Source organism: Streptomyces sp. NPDC059256 (genome assembly GCF_042753785.1).
In the GTDB taxonomy this organism is placed as follows: domain Bacteria; phylum Actinomycetota; class Actinomycetes; order Streptomycetales; family Streptomycetaceae; genus Streptomyces.
Window position 1 is genome coordinate 163338 of the sequence record NZ_JBHYZO010000012.1, and the last position, 19524, is coordinate 182861.

Annotated in this window: 18 protein-coding genes and 1 riboswitch; of the genes, 12 read left to right on the forward strand and 6 right to left on the reverse strand. The window is 70.1% G+C overall.

The window, feature by feature from the left end; genetic code table 11:
- Positions 1 to 43 precede the first annotated feature (43 nt).
- Entirely contained in the window at positions 44 to 1516 is a 1473-nt protein-coding gene (locus tag ACFXJL_RS24280) for a solute carrier family 23 protein (RefSeq protein ID WP_358879239.1), read from the reverse strand.
- A gap of 362 nt (positions 1517 to 1878) precedes the next feature.
- Positions 1879 to 3111 carry an MFS transporter gene (locus tag ACFXJL_RS24285; protein ID WP_384640085.1) on the reverse strand — a complete coding sequence of 411 codons (1233 nt, stop codon included), beginning with the start codon at positions 3109 to 3111 and terminating at the stop codon, positions 1879 to 1881.
- 92 nt (positions 3112 to 3203) lie between these two features.
- Between ACFXJL_RS24285 and ACFXJL_RS24290 the strand changes: the two genes are divergently transcribed.
- Complete coding sequence (locus tag ACFXJL_RS24290) at positions 3204 to 4397, forward strand: ROK family transcriptional regulator (RefSeq protein ID WP_358879175.1); 1194 nt, start codon at positions 3204 to 3206, stop codon at positions 4395 to 4397.
- A gap of 37 nt (positions 4398 to 4434) precedes the next feature.
- On the opposite strand, the gene ACFXJL_RS24295 is transcribed toward ACFXJL_RS24290, so the two are convergent.
- The gene (locus tag ACFXJL_RS24295; protein ID WP_384695560.1) at positions 4435 to 5187 is read right to left on the reverse strand and encodes an SDR family oxidoreductase; all 753 of its coding nucleotides are present in this window, start codon (positions 5185 to 5187) and stop codon (positions 4435 to 4437) included.
- Positions 5188 to 5559: 372 nt separating this feature from the next.
- A riboswitch (FMN riboswitch) is annotated at positions 5560 to 5690 on the forward strand.
- A 154-nt stretch (positions 5691 to 5844) separates the two neighbouring features.
- Here ACFXJL_RS24295 and ribD point away from each other — a divergent pair.
- The 8 genes from ribD to ACFXJL_RS24335 all read left to right on the forward strand — a co-directional run bounded on the left by ribD (position 5845) and on the right by ACFXJL_RS24335 (position 11770).
- A complete protein-coding gene (gene ribD, locus ACFXJL_RS24300) occupies positions 5845 to 6930 on the forward strand; it encodes a bifunctional diaminohydroxyphosphoribosylaminopyrimidine deaminase/5-amino-6-(5-phosphoribosylamino)uracil reductase RibD (RefSeq protein ID WP_384695563.1) in 1086 nt (361 codons plus the stop codon).
- Between the two features lies 1 nt (position 6931).
- Complete coding sequence (locus tag ACFXJL_RS24305) at positions 6932 to 7540, forward strand: riboflavin synthase (RefSeq protein ID WP_384640076.1); 609 nt, start codon at positions 6932 to 6934, stop codon at positions 7538 to 7540.
- Complete coding sequence (locus ACFXJL_RS24310; protein WP_358879171.1) at positions 7537 to 8181, forward strand: nicotinamide mononucleotide transporter family protein; 645 nt, start codon at positions 7537 to 7539, stop codon at positions 8179 to 8181. Before ACFXJL_RS24305 ends, ACFXJL_RS24310 begins: the two co-directional genes overlap by 4 nt.
- Positions 8178 to 9548, forward strand: a complete 1371-nt coding sequence (locus tag ACFXJL_RS24315) for a bifunctional 3,4-dihydroxy-2-butanone-4-phosphate synthase/GTP cyclohydrolase II (RefSeq protein WP_384695566.1) — start codon at positions 8178 to 8180, stop codon at positions 9546 to 9548. Before ACFXJL_RS24310 ends, ACFXJL_RS24315 begins: the two co-directional genes overlap by 4 nt.
- A gap of 42 nt (positions 9549 to 9590) precedes the next feature.
- Positions 9591 to 10076, forward strand: coding sequence for a 6,7-dimethyl-8-ribityllumazine synthase (ribH, locus tag ACFXJL_RS24320; RefSeq protein ID WP_329015788.1), 486 nt, complete (start codon positions 9591 to 9593; stop codon positions 10074 to 10076).
- 34 nt (positions 10077 to 10110) lie between these two features.
- Entirely contained in the window at positions 10111 to 10383 is a 273-nt protein-coding gene (locus tag ACFXJL_RS24325) for a phosphoribosyl-ATP diphosphatase (RefSeq protein ID WP_329015786.1), read from the forward strand.
- A gap of 61 nt (positions 10384 to 10444) precedes the next feature.
- Positions 10445 to 11293 (forward strand): ATP phosphoribosyltransferase, encoded by an 849-nt coding sequence (gene hisG / locus ACFXJL_RS24330; RefSeq protein ID WP_358879169.1) that lies wholly within the window; start codon positions 10445 to 10447, stop codon positions 11291 to 11293.
- A 15-nt stretch (positions 11294 to 11308) separates the two neighbouring features.
- Complete coding sequence (locus tag ACFXJL_RS24335; RefSeq protein WP_384695571.1) at positions 11309 to 11770, forward strand: PH domain-containing protein; 462 nt, start codon at positions 11309 to 11311, stop codon at positions 11768 to 11770.
- 28 nt (positions 11771 to 11798) lie between these two features.
- Here the strand turns inward: ACFXJL_RS24335 and ACFXJL_RS24340 are convergent, their stop codons facing one another.
- Positions 11799 to 13715 (reverse strand): AAA family ATPase, encoded by a 1917-nt coding sequence (locus tag ACFXJL_RS24340; RefSeq protein WP_358879167.1) that lies wholly within the window; start codon positions 13713 to 13715, stop codon positions 11799 to 11801.
- Between the two features lie 369 nt (positions 13716 to 14084).
- Positions 14085 to 14714, reverse strand: coding sequence for a uridine kinase (locus ACFXJL_RS24345; protein ID WP_384695574.1), 630 nt, complete (start codon positions 14712 to 14714; stop codon positions 14085 to 14087).
- 195 nt (positions 14715 to 14909) lie between these two features.
- Between ACFXJL_RS24345 and ACFXJL_RS24350 the strand changes: the two genes are divergently transcribed.
- Both ACFXJL_RS24350 and ACFXJL_RS24355 read left to right on the forward strand, forming a co-directional pair.
- Positions 14910 to 16274, forward strand: a complete 1365-nt coding sequence (locus tag ACFXJL_RS24350) for a peptidase C39 family protein (protein ID WP_384695576.1) — start codon at positions 14910 to 14912, stop codon at positions 16272 to 16274.
- Between the two features lie 343 nt (positions 16275 to 16617).
- A complete protein-coding gene (locus ACFXJL_RS24355) occupies positions 16618 to 16758 on the forward strand; it encodes an SCO1431 family membrane protein (protein ID WP_358879164.1) in 141 nt (46 codons plus the stop codon).
- A gap of 370 nt (positions 16759 to 17128) precedes the next feature.
- Here the strand turns inward: ACFXJL_RS24355 and ACFXJL_RS24360 are convergent, their stop codons facing one another.
- Positions 17129 to 18010, reverse strand: coding sequence for a GNAT family N-acetyltransferase (locus tag ACFXJL_RS24360; protein ID WP_358879159.1), 882 nt, complete (start codon positions 18008 to 18010; stop codon positions 17129 to 17131).
- A gap of 134 nt (positions 18011 to 18144) precedes the next feature.
- Between ACFXJL_RS24360 and ACFXJL_RS24365 the strand changes: the two genes are divergently transcribed.
- Positions 18145 to 18774: a TetR/AcrR family transcriptional regulator gene (locus ACFXJL_RS24365; RefSeq protein WP_384695580.1), complete on the forward strand. Its 630-nt coding sequence runs from the start codon at positions 18145 to 18147 to the stop codon at positions 18772 to 18774.
- Positions 18775 to 19524 lie beyond the last annotated feature (750 nt).

Below are 19524 nucleotides of genomic sequence, written 5' to 3' on the forward strand. Positions count from 1 at the left end.
AGAGCCCGCCGGCTGGGACTTCCCCGGAACGGGGGACGGGACGCTACCGCTTGTCGGGCCCGGGCCCGGGCTCCGAGCCGGCGTTGGAGCTGGAGTCGGAGTCGGAGTCGTGATCGGAGTCGTGCGTGGAGGCGCCCGAGTCGGAGTCGGAGTCGTACGTGGAGGTGCCCGAGTCGAGCAGGGGCTCCCGCCTCTTCATATGGGCCGGGGCGAACGCCCGAAGGAGGTGGTACCCGCCGATGACGACGATGGTTCCCAGGGCGATGCCCCCGAGCTCGAACGAGTCGGTGATCTTCAGGCTGACCCCGCCGACACCGATGATGATGCCCGCTGCCGCCGGCACCAGATTGAGGGGGTTGCTGAGGTCGACCTTGGCATTGATCCAGATCTGTGCGCCGAGCAGCCCGATCATTCCGTAGAGGATGACGGTGATCCCGCCGAGCACTCCACCGGGGATCGCAGCGACCACGGCGCCGAACTTGGGGCAGAGACCGAAGAGCAGGGCGAACCCGGCCGCGGCCCAGTAGGCCGCGGTGGAGTAGACGCGGGTGGCCGCCATGACACCGATGTTCTCGGAGTACGTGGTGTTCGGCGGTCCGCCCACGGCGGTGGAGAGCATGGACGCCGCGCCGTCGGCGGCGATGGCGGTGCCGAGCTTGTCGTCGAGCGGTTCGCCGGTCATCTCGCCCACGGCTTTGACATGGCCGGCGTTCTCAGCAATCAGGGCGATGACCACGGGGAGGGCGACCAGGATCGCCGACCATTCGAAGCTGGGACCGTGGAACGAGGGCAGTCCGATCCAGTCGGCCCCTCCCACCGCCGAGAGGTCGAGCCGCCAGTGGTCGACGGCTTCCGCCCCTCCGGCAGGGGAGTGGATCTTGCCGAACACCCGGTCGAGCACCCAGGAGAGCAGATAGCCGAAGACCAGGCCGAGGAAGATCGCGATCCGGGAGAAGAAGCCGCGCAGACAGACCACGGCACCACCGGTGAAGAGCATCACCAGGAGCGCGGTCCACTGGTCCTGCGGCCAGTAGGTGCTGGCCGTCACCGGAGCGAGGTTGAACCCGATCAGCATGACCACCGCGCCGGTCACGATCGGCGGCATCGCGGTGTGGATGACGCGGGCGCCGAAGCGCTGTACCGCGAGGCCCGCGAGGAAGAGCGCGGCACCCACGACGAGGACCGCGCCGGTGACGGTGGCGCTGTCCCCGCCACTCGCGCGGATGGTGGCCGCGACTCCCACGAACGAGAGCGAACAGCCGAGGTAGCTGGGGACCCGGCCCCGGGTCGCCAGGAGGAAGATCACCGTCGCGACGCCGGACATCATGATCGCGAGGTTGGGATCGAGGCCCATCAGTACGGGAGCGACGAAGGACGCGCCGAACATGGCCACCACGTGTTGGGCGCCCAAGCCCATCGTCCGTGGCCAGGTGAGCCGTTCGTCGGGGCGTACGACGGCGCCGGGAGCGGGAGTCCGCCCGTCGCCGTGCAGGGTCCAGCGCACGCCGAGGTTCACGGGCCGCTCCACTTCCTCAATCGATGGCGACGGTCGTACGTCTCGGGCCTCGTGGGACGTACGGGACGAACGGCCGGTGCCGGTGAGCAGTTCGGTGCTCATGTCAGGTGTTCTGCGATTGGCGCAATCGTAGAGGTACTCCCGAGTGGGGTCCCGTCCGTGTCCTGCGTTTCCCTGGCAATGGTCGAGGTGAGGGGGGTGCCGCGGTATGGGGTGGCCCTCCAATGCCGTTGGGGAGCCAGCAATGGATGGCCGAAAACTTCTACAAGGTGCGGGGGCTGGCGGGGCGTCCGGTGGTTGGTGTGCCGTCGGGTCTCGCCGCCGCCGCACGGTGGGAGGCGCGCCCGATCCATCTACGCCGTCTACGGTTGGGTGTCCGTCTGTCCCACTGCGTCCCGCTGTGCTGGGGAATGCTCAGCCGGGGAACGCACACCTGCCCGCGGTCCGAGCACGCCCGCGCCCAACACCAGACCCATGGCCAACGCCGTCACCAGCCCGAAGGAGAACACCAGGCTGGTCGCGTCCGCGACGGCCCCGATGGCGGAGGGTGCGATCAGCCCCGAGGTGTAGGTGATGGTCGCGACGCCCGCGATGGCCTGGCTGGGGTTGGGGCCGCTGCGGCCCGCCGCCGCGAAGGCGAGGGGGACGACCACGGCGATGCCCAGACCGATGCAGGCGAACCCCGCCATCGCGGTGAACGGGTCGGGCGCCACGACCACCATCAACCCGCCCAGCACGGCGAGGATCCCGCCCCACCGGACCGTGCGCACCGGCCCGAAGCGGTCGACGACCCGGTCCCCGGCGAGCCGGGCGATGGTCATCGTCAGCGCGAAGGCCGTGGTGGATGCGGCGGCGAGCCCTGCCGATGTCTTGAGCTCATCCTCCAGATAGACCGCGGACCAGTCGAGGCTGGCGCCTTCGGCGAACACCGCGCAGAATCCCACCAGGCCGTAGACCAGTGCGGATTTCGGCGGTAGGGCGAATCGCGGCGGCGGTTCCTCGTCGGGCGTCCTGCGGACGTCGAGCACGCGCTCGGCGGCGGTCACCCCGATGACGGTGAGGATCAGTGCCGCGGTCACGTGGTGGACCGGCGCGGCGATGTCCAGATGTGCGGCGAGGGTCCCTCCCGCCGAACCGATCAGCGCGCCCGCGCTCCACATGCCGTGCAGGCTGGACATGATCGAGCGGCCCACCTCCTTCTCGGTCTCCACGCCGATCGCGTTCATCGCCACGTCGGACATGCCGGCCGCGTTGCCCATGAGGAACAGCGCTCCGCAGAGCGTCAGCATGCTCGGGGCGAGCGAGGGCAGGATCAGGGAGAGCGTCCACAGGGCGAGCAGCCCGCTCAGGGCCTGACGGGCGCCGAAGCGATGCATGATCCGTCCCGCCAGCGGCATCGTGAGCGATGCGCCGAGCGCGGGGAACGCCAGGGCGAGACCGAGTTGGCCCGCGCTGATCGCCGCATGGTCCTGGATCCATGGGATGCGAGTGGCGAAACTGCCGGTCACAGCGCCATGGGCGCAGAACGTCACCGCGATGGCGTACCGCGCTCGTTTCAACCGCTGGCGCGCTCGGGCTGCCGCGTAGGTGGTCATGACGTGGTCCCTCCCCGTTGAAGGTGTTCCGTAAATTATCAGGAAGCCTGCCTGTTAAATAGTCTCCGCGTCAATCTGAAAAGATTGGGTCCATGCCCGCATCTCCGAGCACCGCCCGGGCCATCAACGACCGGGTGGCGCTACACATGCTCCAGCGCGAGGGCCCGTTGACGGCAGGTCAGTTGAAGGCGGGGACCGGACTTTCCCGTCCGTCCGTCGCCGACCTCGTCGAGCGCCTCCAGCGCTCCGGTCTGATCCAGGTCGTGGGGGAGTCCGGAGCCGATCGCCGCGGTCCCAACGCCCGGCTGTACGGGCTCGTCGCCGACCGCGCGCATCTCGCCGCCCTCGACATCCGTACGCAGAGCGTCGCCGTGGTCGTGGCCGACCTCCTCGGGACCACGCTCGCCGAGGCATCCATGCCCATGGACGGCGGTATCGGCACCGAACCCGCGGTCGAGCGCGCCGCCGCCCTGCTGGAGCGCGCCGTGAGCGAAGCGGGGGCCGACCGGCTGCACAGCGTCTGCGTCGGCATGCCCGGACTGATCGATCCGACCACGGGCGAGTTGCGCAACACCACCGGGCTGCCCCGCTGGCACCGACAGTTGGTGTCCGTCCTGCACGAGAGACTGCCGGCCAGGATCGTCCTGGAGAACGAGACCAATCTTGCGGGAGTCGCCGAGCAGCGCGCCGGCGCGGGCCGTGACCACGACACCTTTGTCTTCCTCTGGCTCGGCGACGGAGTCGGTGCGGCCCTCTTCCTCGACGGCCGACTGCGTCGAGGCGTATCGGGCGGCGCGGGCGAGATCGGCTTCCTCCCCGTCCCCGGCACCGGTGGGCTCCCCTCCGCCACGGACTGCGGCGGGGGATTCCACTCGCTGGGGGGCTCGACCGCCGTCGTCGCCCTTGCGGAGGAGCAGGGCATCGACACCGCCGCCATCTTGGGGGCCAAGGTGTCCGAACCGCGGGGTTCGGCGGCTGCTGTCCTGGTCACCGAAGCCCTCGCGGCCGGACGGGACGGATTCCTCGATGCCCTCGCCCATCGGCTCGCCCTCGGCGCGGCGTCCGTGGTCTCCATCCTCGATCCGGGGTTCCTCGTGCTCGGCGGGGAGATGGGACTGGCCGGAGGCGTTGAACTGGCCGCCCGGGTCGAAGCCCAGTTGGCCCGACTCACCCCGCTGCCCACCCAGGTACGCCCGGGGGAACTGGGCGGGACGGCGGTCCTGCGCGGGGCTCTGATCACCGCCCGTGACGTGGCGCAGGACGACCTCTTCGGCCCGGGCGGCTGACTCCGTTCGGGGCGGGGGCGGCAGGCTGTCGCCGTCGCTATCCCGGTCCACGGTGCAGGAACTCGGCGAAGGTCACCTTGCCCACCGACTGCTCCGGCGCCAGATGGCCCCCGGCCCGGAACCCGGCGTAGGCCCGCCCGGCCAGCCGCACCGGCAGGACCGCGCGTCGACGGTGCGTGGTCGACAGATAGAGCCTGGCCAGATCGTCGAAGAAGCGGATCTCAGGTCCGCCCATGTCCGCCACCCGTCCTGCCGGAGGTCCCACGGCGAGGTCCGCCAAGCGCTGCGCCACCTCCCGCACATCGATGGGCTGCACGCCGACACCCGCCGGCACCGCCAGCACCGGGAGCCGGGCCGCTCCCGCCAGTACGCGCAGCACCAGGTCGTGGAACTGGGTGGTGCGCAGCACGGTCCATCCCAGCCCGGGATGGGTGCGCCCCGCCTCCTCGACCATCTGCTCGACGCGGCGCTTCACGCGGTAATAGCCCAGGGGCACCCGGTCGACGCCGACGATGGAGATGTAGACCAGATGGGGTACGCCGGCTTCTCCCGCGGCTCTCAGGAGGTGCGCCGCCGCCCGGTCATCGCCGCCGCGAGGGGTCGAGGCGCAGTGGACGATCGCGTCCACGCCGTCGACCGCACGGTCGAGGCCGGTGCCTTCCCGCAGGTCGACGGGGTGTTCGGGGGATCGACGGCTGAGCACACGGACGTCCTGCCCGCTGCTGCGCAGCCGCTCGCAGACCTCTTTGCCCAGGGTGCCGGTTCCGCCCGTCACCAAAATGGTGGCCATGGCTCCAGCGTGGCAGAGGGGGCGCGAACGCGCGTGTGCTGGCGTCGCCGCCCGCCGCCCGGGACTCGCAATCCCGGACTGAGTCGCTGGGGATCCCGCGTATCGGCCGGGGATTGTGGAAGCCCGACGGCGGCAAGGGCCGGGACTCCGCCGCCGGGCGTCCACTACCCCGCGCGCGCGGAGATGCCGCAGACATTAAATGGACTAGACCATAGGGGTCAATAGGTCGGGCCCGAGCCGCGATGGGTCGGGCTAAGCGGAGGTGAAGCTACCGCTACTGCGTTTGTCAAGTGCTCGCTGTGAGTCACCGCACAACTCGCCATCTGTCTGGTCCACGGGGCCTCATGGCACACTGGCCTTGTTATCAGCAGCAAGCGCACTCCGGGGTCGGTGAAATTCCGAACCGGCGGTTATAGTCCGCGACCCGTCCACTTCCAGTGGTCGGCTGACCAGGTGGAATTCCTGGACCGACGGTTAAAGTCCGGATGGGAGGCAGTGCGCGGCGGGTGGTCCCCTGTGGTCCGCCGGCCGTCATCGGGCTGATCGTCTCACCGACGATCGGCGCATTCGGCGGTCCGGCGCGCACCAGATCGGCGCCCCGCTCTCTGTCGTCATCGACAGGCCCCGGAGTCCATGCCCGAAAGGCAGGAGGACCCGGTGGCCACCGCAGCCGACACCACCGCCATGCAGCGCGCGATCGCACTCGCCGCCCGCGGACTCGGCTCCACCAGCCCGAACCCGATCGTCGGGTGCGTGATCACCGATGCCTCGGGCCAGATCATCGGCGAGGGCCATCACCAGCGTGCCGGCGGCCCGCACGCCGAGATCCACGCCCTGCGCGAAGCCGCAGGCCGCACCCGGGGCGCCACCGCCTACGTCACCCTCGAACCCTGCAACCACACCGGGCGCACCGGCCCCTGTGCGACCGCATTGGCCGAAGCGGGGATCAGCCGCGTCGTCTATGCGGTCGCCGACCCGAACCCCCGGGCCACGGGCGGCGCCGACACCCTGCGTGCCGCTGGAGTGCTGGTGGAGTCCGGTCTGCTGGCCGCCGAGGCCGAAGCGGAGAACACCGCCTGGCTCACCTCGGTGCGCATCGGCCGCCCGCACGTCAGCTGGAAGTACGCGGCCTCCCTCGACGGCCGGATCGCAGCCCAGGACCGCAGCAGCCGATGGATCACCTCGCCCGAGTCCCGCGCGGACGTCCATCGGCTGCGTGCCGAGGTCGACGCCGTCGTCGTCGGCTCGGGCACCGCCCGCACCGACGATCCCCACCTCGCAGTCCGGGGCGTTCCCGGTGCCGTACAGCCGCTGCGGGTCGTCGTCGACACCGAGGGCACCGCGGTACGGCCCGGTGCCCGGGTCCTCGACGATGCGGCGCCCACGCTGATCGCGATCGCCGATGACGTCGTCACCGACCTCACCGATGTGCTCAGACTGCCCAGGGCCGACCGGGGCCTGTCGGTGCCGGCACTCCTGGACGCTCTGCACCAACGCGGTGTCCGCTCCGTCCTCCTCGAAGGCGGCCCCACCCTCGCCGGAGCGTTCGCCGCCGCCGGTGCCATCGACAAGGTCATCGGCTATCTCGCCCCCGTACTCCTCGGCGCGGGCCCGAACGCCCTCGCCGACGCAGGAATCACCACGATCGCGCAGGCGTTGCGGCTCGACATGACCGAGACCCGACGCATCGGGCCCGACCTGCGCATCACCGCCGTCCCCGCCACCGCCCCCAAGGAGCGCTGAAGTGTTCACCGGAATCGTCGAAGAACTGGGTGAGGTCACCGCCGTCGAGAACCTCGGCGACTCCTCCCGCTTCCGACTGCGCGGCCCCCTGGTCACCGAAGGGGCACGGCACGGTGACTCGATCGCCGTCAACGGCGTCTGCCTGACCGTGGTCGAGACCGGCGACGGCGAGTTCACGGCCGATGTGATGGCCGAGACGCTGAAGCGCTCCAGCCTGGGGGCACTGTCCGAAGGCGCCCGGGTCAATCTGGAGCGCCCCACGGCCGTCGGCGGTCGCCTCGGCGGGCACATCGTGCAGGGTCACGTCGACGCGGTGGGCACGGTCGTCGAGCGCATCCCCTCGGAGAACTGGGAGATCGTCAAGGTCTCCCTTCCCGATGGCCTCGCCCGCTACGTCGTGGAGAAGGGGTCGATCACCGTCGACGGCGTCAGCCTCACCGTCGTCGAAGCCGGCGCGGACTTCTTCACCGTCAGCCTGATCCCGACCACGCTCGCCCTGACGACGCTCGGCGTGAAGCAGCCCGGGGACCCGGTCAACCTCGAAGTCGACATCATCGCCAAGTACGTCGAGCGGCTGCTCGGCGCCCGCACGGGAGAGACCACCCGATGAGCACCCTGTCCTGGCTGAACTCCGAAGCCTTCAGCGCCTTCGGGCAGACCATCAAGTGGTCCGACATGGTCGGGAACACCATCGGGCTGATCGCCCTCGCCCTCGGGTGGCGGCGATCGATCTGGACCTGGCCCGCGCAACTCCTGTCCGGCGTCATCCTGATCGCCGCCTACGCCTCAGCCCAACTCACCGGGGGAGTCGGCAAGCAGTTCCTGGTGATCCTCGTCGCGCTGTGGGGCTGGCGCCAGTGGACCAGGGGACGGCAGCAGGCCCAGGACGGCTCCATCGCCATTCGGTTCGCCACCGCGAAGGAACGCGCGCTCCTCGCCGCCGGTGCTGTCCTCGGGACGCTCGCCGTCGGCGGCCTCTTCACCCTGTACCCCTCGCTGTCCTGGAGCCCGTGGGCCGACGCGTACATCTTCGTCGGCACCCTGGTCGCGATGGTCGCGCAGGCACGCGGGCTGGTCGAGTTCTGGTTCGCCTGGCTCCTCGTCGACCTCGTCGGCGTCCCCCTGGCCTTCAGTAGCGGCCTCGCCTTCTCCGGCCTGGTCTACGTGGTCTACTTCGCGCTGGTCCTGTGGGGACTGCGCGACTGGTGGCTGCGCTCCCGTACCCCGGTTCTGGAAGGAGCCCCGGCATGACCTCCCACCCGCTGCCCGCCCCCGCGCCGTCCACCGCGTCCCGAGACGCACCAGTGCCCCCCGCCGTCGTCGCCCCGCATCCCACGCCCCCCACCTGGTACTCCGACGACCAGGAGAGCGAGCTCAGGCTCGACCCCGTGGAGCAGGCCATCCGTGACATCGCCGCCGGGCGCCCCATCGTGGTCGTCGACGACGAGGACCGCGAGAACGAGGGCGATCTCGTCATCGCCGCGGAGAAGGCCACCCCCGAGATCATCGCGTTCATGATGAGCGAGTGCCGCGGGCTGATCTGCGCACCCATGGAGAGCGACGAACTCGACCGGCTCGAACTGCCCCAGATGGTCGAGCGGAACACCGAGTCCCTCCAGACCGCCTTCACGGTCTCCGTCGACGCCGCCCCCACCTACGGCATCAGCACCGGCATCTCCGCCGCCGACCGGGCGACCACCCTGCGCCTGCTGGCCAGCGGCAGCGCCGAGCCGGACGACTTCGTCCGCCCCGGACACGTCTTCCCGCTGCGCGCCCGACCCGGTGGTGTTCTCACCCGCAACGGCCACACCGAAGCCGCCGTCGATCTCGCGCGCCTCGCGGGGCTGCGGCCCGCCGGAGCGATCGTCGAGATCGCCGGCGAGGACGGCGCCATGCTGCGCCTGCCCGAGCTGGTTCCCTTCGCCCGCAAGCACGGTCTGACGATCATCTCCATCGAGGACCTGATCGCCTACCGCCGCGCCGCCGAACCCTCGGTCACCCGGGAGGCGGAGGTCGACCTCCCCACCGCCTTCGGCCGCTTCACCGCCCACGGCTACCGCTCCCGCACGGACGGCGTCGAACACGTGGCTCTCGTCCACGGCGAGATCGGGGACGGTGAAGACCTGCTGGTGCGGGTGCACTCCGAGTGCCTGACCGGCGACGTCTTCCACTCCCTGCGCTGCGACTGCGGTCCGCAACTCCAGGCGTCCATGGAACACATCGCCCGCGCCGGCCGGGGAGTCGTCGTCTACCTCCGTGGCCACGAGGGCCGAGGGATCGGCCTGATGTCGAAACTCCGCGCCTACGAGCTCCAGGAACGCGGCCGGGACACCCTCGACGCCAATCTGGAGCTGGGGCTGCCAGCCGATGCCCGTGACTACGCCGCAGGTGCCCAGATCCTGGTGGACCTCGGCGTACGCAGCCTCCGGCTGATGACCAACAACCCCGACAAGATCACCGCCCTGGTCGACCATGGACTGACCGTCCACGGCCGGGAGGCCATGCCCGTCCACGCCGGTGAGCACAACCTTCGCTATCTGCGCACCAAGCGCGACCGGATGGGGCACGATCTGCCCTGGTTGGACGCGCCCGTCGCACCCGCCTGCGGCAATCAGTGACCATCCCCCAGTCCATCACCCCAGCAGTCCTCAAGGAGAAGTGTGAGCGGCCACGGCGCACCCGAACTGTCCGTACGCAACTGCCAAGACCTCCGGGTCGCCGTCATCGCGGCCCAGTGGCACGAGAAGATCATGGACGGTCTGGTCGACGGGGCGTTGCGCGCCCTCGGTGAACTGGGCATCGACGAACCGACCCTGCTGAGGGTCCCCGGCAGCTTCGAACTCCCCGTCGTGGCCAAGGTGCTCGCCGGCCGCGGCTACGACGCCATCGTCGCCCTCGGCGTGGTCATCCGCGGTGGCACACCGCACTTCGAGTACGTCTGCCAGGGGGTCACCCAGGGGCTCACCCAGGTCGCCGTCGACACCGGAGTGCCCATCGGATTCGGCGTGCTGACCTGCGACACCGAACAGCAGGCACTGGACCGTGCGGGCATCGAGGGATCCACCGAGGACAAGGGCCACGAGGCCGTGACCGCGGCCGTCGCGACGGCCGCCACATTGCGCACGGTCAGCGAACCCTGGCGCTGAGCAGTCGCCCCGGACCCCGTACCCTGAGACCATCATGGCGAACAAAACCTTCGAAGAACTCTTCGTCGAGCTCCAGCTCAAGGCGGAGAACGGCGATCCCGCCACCTCACGTACCGCCGAGCTCCTGGACAAGGGCGTCCATGCCATCGGCAAGAAGGTCGTCGAGGAGGCCGCCGAAGTCTGGATGGCCGCCGAGTACGAGGGCAAGGAAGCCGCCGCCGAGGAGATCTCCCAGCTGCTCTACCACGTCCAGGTGATGATGGTGGCGCGCGGGATCACCCTCGACGACGTCTACGCCCACCTCTGAGCCCCAGACCTTCCCCGCACCAGCCCACAGCCCCCGTACCTCACGTAAGGAAGCCGACCTCATGCTGCGCATCGCCGTCCCCAACAAGGGTTCACTGTCCGGACCTGCGATGGCGATGCTCCATGAGGCCGGCTACCAGCAGCGCAAGGAGTCCAAGGAGCTGGTGCTCGTGGACCCCGAGAACCAGGTGGAGTTCTTCTACCTGCGTCCGCGCGACATCGCGATCTACGTCAGCTCCGGGAAGCTCGACATCGGGATCACCGGCCGTGATCTCCTGCTCGACTCGGACGCCAATGCCGAGGAGATCCTCCAACTCGGCTTCGCCCGCTCCACCTTCCGCTACGCCACCAAGCCCGGCACGGCGAGCGGTGTGGGCGACTTCGGCGGGATGACCATCGCCACCTCGTACGAGGGGATCGTCGGCAAGCACCTCGCGGACAGCGGCGTCGACGCCTCCGTCGTCCACCTCGACGGCGCCGTCGAGACCGCGATCGAACTCGGTGTCGCCCAGATCATCGCCGATGTGGTCGAGACGGGCACCTCCTTGCGCAACGCCGGACTGGAGGTGATCGGCGATCCGATCATGACCTCCGAGGCCGTGGTGATCCGACGTACCGGTGCGGACGCCGAGGACGCCAAGGTCCAACAGTTCCTCCGGCGCCTCCAGGGCGTCCTGGTGGCCCGCAGCTACGTGATGATGGACTACGACTGCCGGGTGGAGCACCTGGAGCAGGCGGTGGCCCTCACCCCCGGGCTGGAATCCCCCACCATCTCCCCCCTGCACCACGAGGGATGGGTCGCCGTACGCTCGATGGTGGCGGCCAAGGAAGCCCAGCGGATCATGGACGACCTCTATGAACTGGGCGCCCGAGCCATCCTCACCACCGCCATCCACGCCTGCCGGCTCTGAGAGAACACCGACACCATGTCCACCCCCACTGCGCAGCAGCCCCCCGCCCTCCCGGTCACCTTCCGGCCCACCCACACCCGTATCGTCCTGCTGACCGTGGGTGCGGTGATGTTCCTCGTGATCACGGCGGTCGCCGTGACGCTGGAGCGGCTGAGCACGGGGGAGCGCATCAGCTTCGTGTTCACCGCACTCCTCTTCCTCGGGGCGCTCTGGCTGCTGAGCCGCCCCAAGGTCGTCGCCGAGGAGAGTGGGGTCACCGTCGTCAACATCACCCGGGTCAGGCGCCTGGAATGGGCGGAGATCCTCCGGGTGAACCTCCGACCGGGTGACCCCTGGGTCTTCCTCGACCTCAGTGACGGCACCAGCCTGCCGGTTCTCGGCATTCAGCCGGGGATCGCCCGCCAGCACGCGATCAGCGACGCCCGTGCACTGCGCGCCCTCGCGGACGCCCGCGCGGGCGGTTCCGAACCGCGCTGACGCACCCGCCCGGCCCGCGCCGGGCGGGTCAGCCCAGCGGAGGGTCCTGCGGCCCGCGCCGTAGGGGACCGCGGCCCGAGAGCACTTCCCCGTACGCCTGCATCAGATCGGGCAGTCGCAAGGTGGCGAGGTCCTCCCTGGTGGGAGTGCCGGGGTAGCCGGACAGCCGCAGGTCCCGGTAGGCGCAACTCTTCTCGTACAGCGTGCGCAGGAAGCGACCGTTGCCCAACTCGTCGATCCAGCTCTGGTCCACCACATGGCCGCTGATCGAACGCAGCTCGTCCACGGCCTCCTCGTCCCACATGTCCCCGTTCTCCGCGGCGAGGACCTCCCCGATCGCCGTCAGTTCCAGCGGTCGGTACGACGGGAAGTCGACCCGGGTGGTGAAACGGGAGGACAGCCCCGGGTTGGTGGCCAGGAGCCGGTCCATCCCCTCGGGATAGCCCGCCAGGATCACCACGAGATGGTCGCGGTTGTCCTCGGCGCGCTTCAGCAGTACCTGCAACGCCTCGTCGCCGTACGCGTCCCCTTTGGAGTAGGCCGTGTTGGAGAGGCTGTACGCCTCGTCGACGAAGAGCACACCGCCTAGCGCGGAATCGATCAACTCGTTGGCCTTGACCGACGTCTGACCGAGGAACTCCCCCACCAGATCGGAGCGTTGCGCCTCTACCAGATGGTCACCGCCGAGCAGACCGAGTGCGTAGAACACCCGGCCCAGGATGCGGGCGACCGTGGTCTTGCCCGTGCCTGAGGGGCCGGAGAAGATGAAATGCCGCTTGGGGGGCCGTACCGGGAGCCCCTGCCCCGCCCTGAGCCGAGCCATCTCCAACTGTGCCGACAACGCTTTGACCTGCCGCTTCACCGGATCCAGGCCCACCATCCGCTCCAGCTCCGAGAGAGCCTGGGCGAGCAGCGCCGGATCGGTGGGGCCCGCGGGAAACTGCGGCGGGGTCGGCTGCGGCGGCACCACGGCCCGCTGACGGATCGCATCCGACAAGGGCGCCGATGGCACGGCACCGGGCAGTTGGGTCTGTGGGTCGGTGACGAGCGCGCCGTCGGTCGCCCCCGGCTCGCCCTCCGCGGCCTCGATGGCGTCCTGCCCGAATCCGGCGAAGGAGACCGCGAGTCCGGCAGGCTCCTCGGGGTCGTGGACCCCGTCGAATCCGTCGAGGCTGCCGAGCCCGTCGAGTTCGGAGATGGCCGCGAGCCGGGCGGAGGTGTCCATGAAGGCCGGGTCGATGCGGTGGACCGCCCGGTACAGGGGGAGTGCGGCGGCGCTGCGCCCGGAGCCCTCACGCGCCCGCGCCAGCCAGTACCGCAACTCCTTGCGCTGCGGCTGCTCGCTGCGACATCGCATCAACGCGGTGGCGAGCAGCGGTTCGGCCTGCCGGTACATCTCAAGACGCACCCGGGCCATGCCGCCGAACAGTCCCGCTTCGATGCCCAGGAGGGGATCGTTGACGAGGGGTTCGGTGTGGCGGACGAGTTGTTCCCAGTCCTTGACCAGGTAGGAACGGCAGGCGTGGAGGAAGCGCACCTGGGCGTCGGTGTCGACGGGGGGCAGCCCGGCGAGTGCCCGGTCCAACTCGGGTACGTGGCGGCCGTCGAGCCAGTGGGAGGCATGGGCCAGCAGCAGGTCCCGGGGGCTCTCCAGGACCGGTTGGACCCACCAGCCCAACCAGTACCAGGAGTTAAGGGTGCGACTGTGCCGGGAGCGCTGTTCGCCGAAGCGGTCACGGGCGCGGTACATCCGCAGGAGGGCGGTGGTGGTGTCCACGCGCAGCGCATGGAGTCCCAGCCAGCCGTCGGCCATCTGGGGGTCGAGCCGCACGGCGGTGCGGAACTCCTCCTCCGCCTGGGGGTAGGCCCCCATGGTGTACGCGTCGACGCCACGCACCCAGGCAAGGTCGGCCGGGACTGGTGCGCCCTGTGTGCCGATGTCCATCAGTCCCCCACAAAGAGCACCTGCGATGCTGGTGATCCCCCGCCGGGTGGGCGACGCGGGAAACGTACTGAACCGCCTTGCCGCGGACGGGAATTGACCCCCACCGCAGAGCATCGTACCCGCGGGAGGAGGCCCAGCTTAAGGGTGTCCTGAAGTGATCCGGTTCGTGGTGACCCAGGGTGAAAGTCGCCGGTCGTAGAGGTGCGCGCGGCGGGCAGAACGAAGCCCCCGGTCACGGGGGAACAACCGGGGGCTTCGAGTCCTGGGCGACTGAAAAGCCGCACATTGAGAACGTAAGACCTGTTAGCCCGGCGGTCAAGCAGAGTTTAGACAGTCTTCCGGCAGATTTCCGACCGGGTGGTATGGCCATTAGGTCCGATTACTCAGTGTGATGAAACGATTCAGTTCTGAAGGGATATCGGGTCCGGGAAGCACCGCATACCCCTCAGGTCGCTCCTGCACCAGCGCCTGGGCGTACGGGCGGGAAGGGTCGGCCGAGAAGTGCTGTGTCTCCGCGGTCGTCCAACCGTCCCAGAACTCGGTGAGCGCCTCCCCGTCCCGCTGTCTGCCCCGCTGCCAGGAGGACGACGCGTCCCGGTCCATCCAGAACAGACCGGCCAGCCGAGGCCGGAGCGCTCGTCTACCGGCCCCGACGCCCTCGATCAGGACGACGGGGGCGAGCGGCAGGCGTCGCGGGGCGGTGAAGCGGTGTGCATCCCAGTCGTACGGGGCGTAGTGCGCCGCTCGTCCCTCGGACAGGGGTGCGATCACCTCGGCGAGCATCCGATCCGTCCAGGCGAAGGGCTCCGCGTGGCTGGCGAGGTCGTCCAGATGGAGTACGGGAGCCGGCTCGGACTCCGTCCCGAGCGCCGCCGCCAAGCGGGCCGCGAACGTGCTCTTGCCCGAACCGGCATGACCGTCCACCGACACCAGTCGCACCGGCCCGCAGGAGGGGGCCAGGGCGTGCAGCCCGGTGGCCAGCCACTGGAGATCGTCCATCAGGCCAGCCTAGGACGTACCCGATCACCCACCCGACGCGGCCCCGAGCTCGGGTCGCCGGACCCGTCGCGGCCGGAAACGGTTCACATTGGTGGCGGGACGCGAGGGCGGAGTGCTGGAAATCCCGGCCCATGAGCGGCGATAGTGGCCCCGGCGTATCCCATGCACATGCCACGCACCTGACTTGGGGGCCCGATGGCCAGAGCGACCTCGCGCAGAACCCTCCTGAGTGCCGCCGTCGCGGTGGCGGCCGGGGCGGGGACCCTGTCCGCCGCCACGCCCGCGTTGCCGCAGCCGACGGGAGCCGCGGCCATGGATCGGGGGCGGGACCAGCAGGTGGACCTCCGACTCTGGACCTCCTTCCTCGACTGGCACCGAGGGACGGCGGCGGGGGTGCGGACCGTCCCCGGTCGACGGCCCGCGGTCGCCATCGCCCGACCGGTGGGGACCGTGGACCACACCGATCCGCACACCGGAAGGACCGAGACCTGGGAGTACGCCACCTGGGAATCGCCCGTACACCGCTGCCGGGTGCCCGCGACCGAACTGATCCCCTCCTGGAACGCGGACACCCCACCCGGCACCTGGCTCCAGGTCGAACTGCGCGCCGCCTACTCCGACTCCACCGAGTCCCCCTGGCTGGTGATGGGCCGCTGGGCGGCCGGTGACGAGGATGTGCGACGTGCCTCCGTCGACGGTCAGAAGGACGGCAGGGCATCGGTCTGGACGGACACCCTGGCCATCGACGACCCGGCGAGCGGGCTGTGGATCGAGGCGTACCGGCTGCGGCTGACCCTCTACCGTCGACCCGGCACCCGGGAGACGCCCACCGTACGGAGGCTGGGCGCGATGGCGTCTGCGGTCCCCGACCGGTTCACCGTGCCGGCCGCACCACCGCGGCACGCCCGTGAACTGGCGGTGCCGCGCTACTCCCAGAACACCCACCTCGGTCGGTACCCGCAGTACGACAACGGCGGTGAGGCATGGTGCAGCCCCACCTCATCGCAGATGGTCATCGAGTTCTGGGGACGCCGTCCCACCGCGCAACAACTGGCCTGGGTCCAGCCCGACCTCGACGACCCCCAGGTCTGCCACGCCGCCCGGTTCACCTTCGACCACCAGTACGAGGGGTGCGGCAACTGGGCGTTCAACGCCGCCTACGCGGCGACCTACCGTGAGATGAACGCCGTCGTCACCCGGCTCTCCTCCCTCACGGACCTGGAGCGCCTCATCCGGGTCGGCATCCCGGTCATCACCTCGCAGTCGTTCCTCGCGGGCGAACTCACCGGCGCGGGCTACGGCACCGCAGGCCATCTGATGGCGGTGATCGGCTTCACCCCGGACGGCGAAGTGATCGCCCATGACCCGGCCGCCCCCGACAACGAGGCCGTCCGCAGGGTCTACCGTCGCCGCGAGTTCGAGGACGTGTGGCTGCGGACCAAGCGGTACGACGCCAAGGGGAAGGTGACCTCCGGAACGGGCGGTGTGTGCTACCTCTACTGGCCCGACCGCATCAACGGGGCCCAGCGGCGGGTTCTGACCTCCCTCGGAGTGCGCTGACCGACCCGGGAGGCGCGCTCTCGGAGAACCGGCCCGTCCTGGTCCCCGGCACGCCGGACGACCGGGGGACGACTGCGCACGGTGCCGGTCGATGGCACTGCGCACTCATGGGCGGCGCCCATGAACGTGTCTTACGGCACAGCGGTCTGCCACCGGTCCGCGCTCCGGGGGCGGGCCGCCCTTGCGGTGTACGGAGTCGTCGGCCGCGGGCCGCCATCCGATCGAGAAGGCTTCCGGCGGGGTGATCTGCGTCTCTACCCATCGGGAGGAGCCGCTGGCACATTGGTCGGGTCACCGTGCCCGTCGTAGCCGACCCGCACCCCGCCGACAGAGCGAGACGCCCATGAACACCTACGCCAGCGAGACCCGCGCCCGTACCCGCACCGGTGGGCCCGATGACGGCTCCCGGGTGCTGGAACACATCGTCGGATGGACCCTGGTCGTCGTCCTGGCGATGCTCGTCACCCAGCTCGGACTGCTCTAGCCAGCGCCCTTCCTCCAGGGCGCTGCGGGGCCACGGGCCGTTCTCCCCGCCACTGGATCCTCCGTGCCAGAGGTCCCAGGGCGCGCCGTCAGTGCTTCTTCGGGCCGGTTCCGCCGGAGAGCTCGTCCTCGGTCGAGCGCGGCCGTGCGGTGTCCCCGGGGGCGATCAGCCCCGTCTCGTACGCCAGAATCACCAGTCGTGATCGCCGTGCTGGGCGCGCTCCTCCCGGCCGGTTGGGCGGCCCGAGTCCGTACGGCCGCGGCGCTGCGCACGGAGTGACCCCGGGCGGGAACCGCAGTCCTCCTCATACGGCCCCGGACGACCCCTCGAATACGCCACCCGTCCGGGGCCCTGCGTCCGGGGCCGCGCCTCAGAGGTCCAACTGGTACTCGAATGCGCGATGGGTCGGCGCATAGCCCAGCGCGTCGTTGATCCGACGCATCGGCGTGTTCGATTCGGCGGTGTCCGTCAGTAGCCCGCCCAGCCCCGGATGGTCCGCCCGCGCCTGGCGGATCGACTCCGCCTTCATCCACCGGCCGAGCCCCCGTCCCCGGTGCTCCGGTAGGACGCCCGTCCCGTAGTGCTGGGCATCGCCCCGGCCGTCCCCGGGAACCACGAGTTCGGTGAATCCGACGATCCTGTTGCTGACCTCGTCCACGACGGCGACGGTCCGCAGCAGATCGCCCCGTTCCCCAATCACCCCGGCCGCGGCCCGCACCCGGTCCGCGTCCCACGCCACCGTGCCGTAGTCGGTGCCGTCCATCGGCATGTCGTCCATGGCACTGCGCGAAGCGGCGAAGTCCTCGGCCAACTCGTCCGGCACGCTTCCCAGCCAGGACAGCAGCCGGTAGCCGGGGCGTGGTTCCTCCAACTGCTCGGCGAGCGCGTCGCAGTCCACGTGCGGCAGCGGCAGACGGGCGAAGGTCAGCGTGAGCACCCTGCGAAAGCCCCGGGCCGCCAGGAAGGCATCGCCTGGCGAACCGGCGTCGGCCTGCGCCACGACGCTCCTACGGTGTTCCTCCTTGGCCCGGGCCACGGCCGCCTCCAGCAGTTGGCTTCCGATTCCCAGCCGTCGATCGACGGGGTGGACGTTCATATCGAGCTCGGCCAGATGCTTTTGACCTGCGGAGGTGAACAGCCTGAGCGAGGCGGATCCGACGGGGAAACCGGAGGCGTCCAAGGCCAGGAAGACCAGTCGGCGGCTGGCGGCCGGCGGGCTGGGATCGATGAGTGGAGTGATGCGGAACGACAAGGCTTGTCTCCCGTGCGTGGGGGCGAATACGGCTCTCCATGCGCTCGTGATCCGCTGGGGGGAGCCCGGGAAGCCGCCGCGGGACGGTCTGCGATACTGCCGCGATCCTCTGTCAGTTCGGGGCAAGGACAGAAGTGAATATCGGTGGAGGCCGTCGCAGCACCGGGCGATCGCGGACCCGCCGTACCGAACTGCTGGCGATCGGGAGGACGTTGTTCGCCCGTACCTCCTACGACGCGTTGTCGATGGACGACATCGCGCGGAGTACCGGCGTCGCCAAGGGGCTCATCTACGACTACTTCGGCAGCAAGTGCGGCTACTACCTCGCGGTCATCGAGGACTCCGTCGCCGATCTGCTGACGCGGCTGCTGCGGGCCACCCCGGCCACGATCGAGCAGTCGGAACCGAGTCGTCCGCAACCCGAACCGGAGGCGTCCGACACCGGGCGTTCGGCGCTGCGATCCATGGGGATCGGTGCGGTGCAGCAGAGCGGGCCGCAGGCGGAGTGCGCATCCCGTGCCGCCAGGCACAGGGGGAGTGCGTGCCGGGCGTCGCAGACCAGGCGGGATGAGACAGACATGGCCCAGGGAGGTTCGCGCCGGCTCCCGGCGCGGGGGAGGTTCCGGGGCAGGTCCTTCCGTCCGGTGTCGACGGCGGGCGTCCGGCCGACACGGAGGTACGGCGGCGGGTGGGGGAGCGGTGTGGGTTCCCCATCGGCGCGCCACTCAGCACATCGCGCGGATCGGCCCACTCTGTGTGGCTAGGCCGCTCGGTTGACGAGGGGAATCACCTCGTGGACACGGCTGGCCCACGGTGTCCCGGACGGACTCGCAGCCGGTTGCCCCGTCTGCCGATCCGGATGGTCCCATCGGGCGCGGCTGGTCGCGTGGAACCGTCCGGACAGGACCTCCGGGGGACGCCATCTGCTCATCGAAGTGGTTGCGACCGTACATGGTTGCTCGGATGGTGCCCGGATGGACCGCATGGACCGCATCGACCGGATCGCTGGTCAATTCGGCGAAGAGATCGAGCGGAGTTGTTCGTTCCCGGGGGGTGGTTCGCTCCCATGGCCCAGCCCTGTGGGCTGCTGCCACGGCAACGGCGGCGAGCTGCTCTTTCCGCGGGGTTGTGGGGCCGGCTCCGGTGGGTGATGTTCGGGAGCGGGCGTACGGACAGAGGGGGGCGGACATCACGTCTCCTCGTGGGGGAGGGAGAGCCGGGTGGAAAGGGCCGTCGGCCGTCTGACGCATGAGCGGGAACGCGGTTGTACGCTGCCGCAAACGTTAGGAGGACTAGACCATTGGGTCAATGGTTTGGACCAATCACCCGGGGCTGCCATCGCAGCGGAGCCACGGCTCCTCCCGCGGAGGAGTGGAGAGGACGCCGCAAGGTGCTCACCGGCCTACGAACGCCCTGCTGACCGGGGACCGGCCATGCGCCCGCCCCGAACCGAGCCCCTGGCCGAGCTGCGCCGAACCGAGCCCCCAATCCGCGTGCCCGATCCGCGTGCCCGA

What these genes read in the sequence shown, in the direction of transcription:
- ACFXJL_RS24285 (WP_384640085.1), bottom strand. Translation starts at nt 3,111, where the DNA reads ATGACCACCTACGCGGCAGCCCGAGCGCGCCAGCGGTTGAAACGAGCG.
- ACFXJL_RS24290 (WP_358879175.1), top strand. Translation starts at nt 3,204, where the DNA reads ATGCCCGCATCTCCGAGCACCGCCCGGGCCATCAACGACCGGGTGGCG.
- ACFXJL_RS24295 (WP_384695560.1), bottom strand. Translation starts at nt 5,187, where the DNA reads ATGGCCACCATTTTGGTGACGGGCGGAACCGGCACCCTGGGCAAAGAG.
- ACFXJL_RS24310 (WP_358879171.1), top strand. Translation starts at nt 7,537, where the DNA reads ATGAGCACCCTGTCCTGGCTGAACTCCGAAGCCTTCAGCGCCTTCGGG.
- ACFXJL_RS24315 (WP_384695566.1), top strand. Translation starts at nt 8,178, where the DNA reads ATGACCTCCCACCCGCTGCCCGCCCCCGCGCCGTCCACCGCGTCCCGA.
- ACFXJL_RS24325 (WP_329015786.1), top strand. Translation starts at nt 10,111, where the DNA reads ATGGCGAACAAAACCTTCGAAGAACTCTTCGTCGAGCTCCAGCTCAAG.
- hisG (WP_358879169.1), top strand. Translation starts at nt 10,445, where the DNA reads ATGCTGCGCATCGCCGTCCCCAACAAGGGTTCACTGTCCGGACCTGCG.
- ACFXJL_RS24335 (WP_384695571.1), top strand. Translation starts at nt 11,309, where the DNA reads ATGTCCACCCCCACTGCGCAGCAGCCCCCCGCCCTCCCGGTCACCTTC.
- ACFXJL_RS24340 (WP_358879167.1), bottom strand. Translation starts at nt 13,715, where the DNA reads ATGGACATCGGCACACAGGGCGCACCAGTCCCGGCCGACCTTGCCTGG.
- ACFXJL_RS24345 (WP_384695574.1), bottom strand. Translation starts at nt 14,714, where the DNA reads ATGGACGATCTCCAGTGGCTGGCCACCGGGCTGCACGCCCTGGCCCCC.
- ACFXJL_RS24350 (WP_384695576.1), top strand. Translation starts at nt 14,910, where the DNA reads ATGGCCAGAGCGACCTCGCGCAGAACCCTCCTGAGTGCCGCCGTCGCG.
- ACFXJL_RS24355 (WP_358879164.1), top strand. Translation starts at nt 16,618, where the DNA reads ATGAACACCTACGCCAGCGAGACCCGCGCCCGTACCCGCACCGGTGGG.